The following is a 4,028-nucleotide window of genomic DNA, read 5'->3' as shown; positions in this document are numbered from 1 at the left end:
ACTTCCGAAGGCGTGTCGTCAAATTGTCGGAGTGCCGCTTTGATGGCCTTTTCAGGAACACCGGCATGAATCGCCATGTCGTCTTTGATCACGCCCCACCGTAGCAAGAACCGTTCAGCGCAAAAGGCTTCAGCGGATGGATGGCGCCCCTGAGGAATCGTCCTGTCCTGTCCTCAGGAACTCCACGTCGAGCCAGTAGGCCGCGTCCTCTCCGTCCCCACCCTGCCAGGCCAGGCGCTCCTGCCTGAGGTGAAACGCGGCGGCTTTCTGCTCTAGGTGGCACCCCAGGTCATCAGCCAGCGAGGACCGCTCCACGGGGGTAAGCCCTGACGGAGGACCGCCCTAGGCCGCGAGGCGCGCCTCACGCGGACGCTCTCCGGGCCGTACCACCAGGCCCCGCGCGCGTAGACGGTCTCCAACTCGGGCGGCAGGCCGCGCCGCGCTGGATCGGAGAGGCCCAGCTCATCCGGCGTGCGCGACGAGCCCCACCAGCCGCGCGGGCGGGAGCAGGAGCAAAACTGGACAGGATCGGCCAGGCCCCGAACGCGCCGGATAGCCCGGTCGTTCCTGGCCTGTATTTGTTAACTTATTTATCATGCGCCGAGGTCTATTCCTCATTCTTCTTACTCTGCTGTCGCCGGGTGGGCAGGCGCAGTTCGCAGTCCCTTTTCGGGACACCGGCATCCTGGGGTACCCGAGGATGACCCCAGCAGTCCGCAGCGACCAGGTCCCGCTGATCTTTTCCGGTTCCCCTGAGACGCCAGCCCGCTCCGGGTTGCTGTACCGCGACACGGTCATTGGGAGCGCGCGGGTGGTGGCCTACCACGCCAACGGGCTGGGCCAGCGCGCCCGGCTGGTGGTGCTGGCCAGAAATGTGGGGCGGCAGCGCGGCACCCTGGTGACTTCCCGCCAGGGGAGCGCCAGCACGCGCAGACCGGACCCCGTGATCGGTCAACAGACGCTGCTGCGCTACTTCGCGTCGCGGCCCCTGCCCGCCCGTTCCCTGCGCCCCGGGGACGTGACCGTACTGTACAGCTCGGCGTGGCTCTCGCGTGGCGCCGTGGCCAGCGTCATGTTTGACCTGCGCAGCACGGCCAGAACGCAGATCAGCGTGTTGATGCTGGGTGAGGGGGAGACGTCCGCCCGCCCGGCCCAGGCGGCCTGGCCCACCCTGCCCCGGGACAGGAAGCACGCCCGTGGTACGTTCCCCGGGGCGAACCGAACCCTTTGGGTCTCCCTGCCTGCCAAGACGGCGCGAGTGACTGTAGGGGGGCAGAGTGACCTCCCGCTGCGGGGGACCGACGCGCTGACGGGCGAGCGGCAGATCCTTAAAGGCAACTACGGCGTGCTGTACAGCCTCCAGCTGAAAGGAACGACAGCTCGGCAGCTGGCCCTCTCGGTCCGGGGCGGGGCCTACCAGGGCACCGTGCAGGTGACGGACAGCCAGCGCACTCAGCACCTGCTGCTGGGCCGAGGGCGGGCCCTCAAGGATCAGACAGCCCCAGTCCTGCTGTGGCAGGCCCGCACGAATACCCTGAACCTCCAGCTCATGCCCGGCAACGGCTCGAGCCTGCCCGTCACCCTGGTCCTCTATGCCCGGAATGCGCGGCTCCTGCCCCTGAGAGGCGGGAGGAGTGCGCCCGTGCGGCCTGAGGAGCAGGTGTCTCCCTGAACGGTTGTGTCATTTTACCTGTGGCGCGGTTGGAGTCACGAGGTCTCCATGTACGCCATCACCGCCCGCGGCCGCACCACCTACCTCCCCGGGCCACATCTTGACGGGGAGCCCCAAGGCGTACGCATCCAGTTCGACCGGGTGTGGTTGGATGGCCTGGATGAGCGGGGGCAACGCGTCTCGCTGCGACGGATGGCGTGTACCGAGGTGGACGGCTACCTGTTCCTCACCGGTTCCCCCGACCTCCTCGCGTAGCAGAGCATGGGAGCTTTCCTTCCGCGAACCCGGCTCCCGGAACACCATGTCACATCGGTAGCTGGAGCCTTCCCGTTTCAGCCCGCCCCGCCACCCCTCCCAGTCCTGCTGAGAGGTTTGGAGTGAGCGTAAATGATCCTGTAGCGACTCAAGCTCGACAATAAGTCTGCTATGACAACGAACCTTGATCCGGGCGAGCCTGGGACGTCCCTCCTCTCTCTTGCCGGGGACGACGGGCGCCTGCATGTCTGCCCGACTCCTCAGGGGCTGCATATCACCGTGCAGCGGTATGACGGCCCACCTCACGGAATGATGCTCGGGCGCGAGCAGGCCCTACAACTCCTGCACCTGCTGCAACAGGCCTTCCCCGAGTAGAGGGAGGGATGGTTCAGGCGGCGAGTGTTGTGGACAGGAGTGTCTGTGCCAGCCAGCCCTGTATCTCGCGTCAGCTCCCCCGGCCATAGCCGTCCTCTCCCCCACCGTGCAACGGGCGGCACAACGTCTTACCCAGCATCACACCCAAGGTTGAGCCACCCAGCCAGCCTCCGGCTGTGCCTCCCTGCTCAGACGTATGACGCCGCCGTCCGGCAACTCCCAGATTTCCACGTCCAGTTCCTCCTCAGAAACTGGCCAGCGGCGACAAAACCGGTACCGGTCCACGCACTGCTCGGACTGCATCACCACCCCGTCAACATCCACAATCACTCGGGTGTCGTTGTGGAAGATGACGAGCATTCCGTAGTGAAGCAAAGTCGATCACCTCCGACTATGCCCACTTCGTTCATCAATGGTTGAGCTCGCCTGAAGTCGCGTCGTGGTTCGACGCCTCAAGCTGCGCCCCGGTAATTTCGATCCCTGCTTCCAGGGCTGCGATCCGCTCTTTCGAGACCTCCCGCTGCCGCCTGAGATGAACCAATTCCTCCGTGTTTTGCGCTTGGGTCACCTCAAGCGCTGCAATGCTCCGCCGCGCCACCTCAGCCTCCTGCTCCAATTGAGCCCTCTGCTCAGCGTGCGTCTGCCCGCTCGCTTCCAGACTCCGGATGTGTTCCAGGGCCTGATGGCCGAGCAGGTGAAGGTGCACGAGTTCCCGCTCGACCTGCTCGTGCTCCACGTGCTCCAGCCGGGTCTGCGTCTCCTCGCTGACGCGCTCCAGGTTCGTGATTTGCTCTGTGGTACTTGCTTCTGTAATAGCCGCAGTGATGAGGTTTTCCAAGTCCGCCGCCTGCTGCCAGACAATCTCGCCCAGGGTCTTGAGCACTTTGGCGCTCACTTCCTCCACGGGGGTGCCCCGAATGTCAGCCAGGGTGCGCTGAATGGCCCGGCGCAACTCCTCAGCGGCTTCAATCTGTGCCTGGCCTTCACGCACGATATTCTGGAGGGTGGCTACTTGGGGTTGGGTCGCGTCTGCCCGGTCAGCGGGTGGGAGGGCCTGCAGTTGAGCGTGTGTGGCGTCCACCACCTGTCGGAGGGACCGAATGAGTTCGATCTGCTCGCGTCCGGCAGTAATGATCTGCTCCAGGACGTTGCTCTGGGCGAAGCCTGCAGCGCCGACGTGATGGCGCGCTGACATGAAGGACCGCGCCTCGTCCTTGGCGTCAACCTCACTAGGTAAGTCCTTCTCGTCGGGGTCATGCATACCGACAGTTTAAGGAGTTGGGCTCGGCCGCACTCCACAAAAGGAGGCATGACGCTGCGCTTGCTCCAGCACCCGCCCCTCGCCAGGGAGGTTTTTTCTTGCAGCTTTGATGACTGGCAAAAAGTCACTGCTCTTATAACTTCGCGCCCAGCGCTCCATTAGGCGGCGTCGTTAGGGTCGGAAGTCAGTCACGAGGACAGAGGGTAAACGAAAGTGGCCCCCTTCCTGACGATGAAGCGCCTCCCCTGGCCCACCTTAGGGGTACAGATCGAACCCACTGGCGTTGAGCAGTTGCTCGAGGCGCTGCTCGGCCGCTTGAATCTCTGCGGTGGTGGACGCTTCGAAGTACACCTTGGTCGGACGGCCCGGGCGGCTGCGGGCCAGGTCCCAGGTCACTTCCGAAGGCGTGTCGTCAAATTGTCGGAGTGCCGCTTTGATGGCCTTTTCAGGAACACCGGCATGAAT

The 4,028-nt window shown here is 64.5% G+C and carries 6 protein-coding genes; 3 read left to right on the top strand and 3 right to left on the bottom strand.

The features are described from left to right. Positions 1 to 700: 700 nt before the first annotated feature. The 3 genes from F784_RS0121880 to F784_RS0121870 all read left to right on the top strand — a co-directional run bounded on the left by F784_RS0121880 (position 701) and on the right by F784_RS0121870 (position 2,302). Positions 701 to 1,672 carry a hypothetical protein gene (locus F784_RS0121880; RefSeq protein WP_157465446.1) on the top strand — a complete coding sequence of 324 codons (972 nt, stop codon included), beginning with the start codon at positions 701 to 703 and terminating at the stop codon, positions 1,670 to 1,672. 48 nt (positions 1,673 to 1,720) lie between these two features. Further along, entirely contained in the window at positions 1,721 to 1,927 is a 207-nt protein-coding gene (locus F784_RS26505) for a hypothetical protein (protein WP_026332657.1), read from the top strand. A 171-nt stretch (positions 1,928 to 2,098) separates the two neighbouring features. After that, a complete protein-coding gene (locus tag F784_RS0121870; protein WP_019588833.1) occupies positions 2,099 to 2,302 on the top strand; it encodes a hypothetical protein in 204 nt (67 codons plus the stop codon). 138 nt (positions 2,303 to 2,440) lie between these two features. On the opposite strand, the gene F784_RS0121865 is transcribed toward F784_RS0121870, so the two are convergent. From F784_RS0121865 to F784_RS26735, 3 genes are all read right to left on the bottom strand, one after another. Next, the gene (locus F784_RS0121865) at positions 2,441 to 2,662 is read right to left on the bottom strand and encodes a hypothetical protein (RefSeq protein ID WP_019588832.1); all 222 of its coding nucleotides are present in this window, start codon (positions 2,660 to 2,662) and stop codon (positions 2,441 to 2,443) included. A gap of 49 nt (positions 2,663 to 2,711) precedes the next feature. After that, positions 2,712 to 3,563, bottom strand: a complete 852-nt coding sequence (locus F784_RS24290) for a coiled-coil domain-containing protein (protein WP_019588831.1) — start codon at positions 3,561 to 3,563, stop codon at positions 2,712 to 2,714. Between the two features lie 255 nt (positions 3,564 to 3,818). Next, positions 3,819 to 4,028 (bottom strand): hypothetical protein (locus F784_RS26735; protein ID WP_169405730.1); only part of this gene is annotated, 210 nt, incomplete at its 5' end.

Source organism: Deinococcus apachensis DSM 19763 (assembly GCF_000381345.1).
Taxonomy (GTDB): domain Bacteria; phylum Deinococcota; class Deinococci; order Deinococcales; family Deinococcaceae; genus Deinococcus; species Deinococcus apachensis.
Note: the sequence above shows the minus strand (reverse complement) of the source record. Positions and strands in the feature narration are given on the sequence as shown.

Bases quoted from the DNA above. Each gene is read 5' to 3' on its own strand.
- F784_RS0121865 (WP_019588832.1), bottom strand. From the start codon at position 2,662: ATGCTCGTCATCTTCCACAACGACACCCGAGTGATTGTGGATGTTGAC.
- F784_RS26505 (WP_026332657.1), top strand. From the start codon at position 1,721: ATGTACGCCATCACCGCCCGCGGCCGCACCACCTACCTCCCCGGGCCA.
- F784_RS24290 (WP_019588831.1), bottom strand. From the start codon at position 3,563: ATGCATGACCCCGACGAGAAGGACTTACCTAGTGAGGTTGACGCCAAG.
- F784_RS0121880 (WP_157465446.1), top strand. From the start codon at position 701: ATGACCCCAGCAGTCCGCAGCGACCAGGTCCCGCTGATCTTTTCCGGT.
- F784_RS0121870 (WP_019588833.1), top strand. From the start codon at position 2,099: ATGACAACGAACCTTGATCCGGGCGAGCCTGGGACGTCCCTCCTCTCT.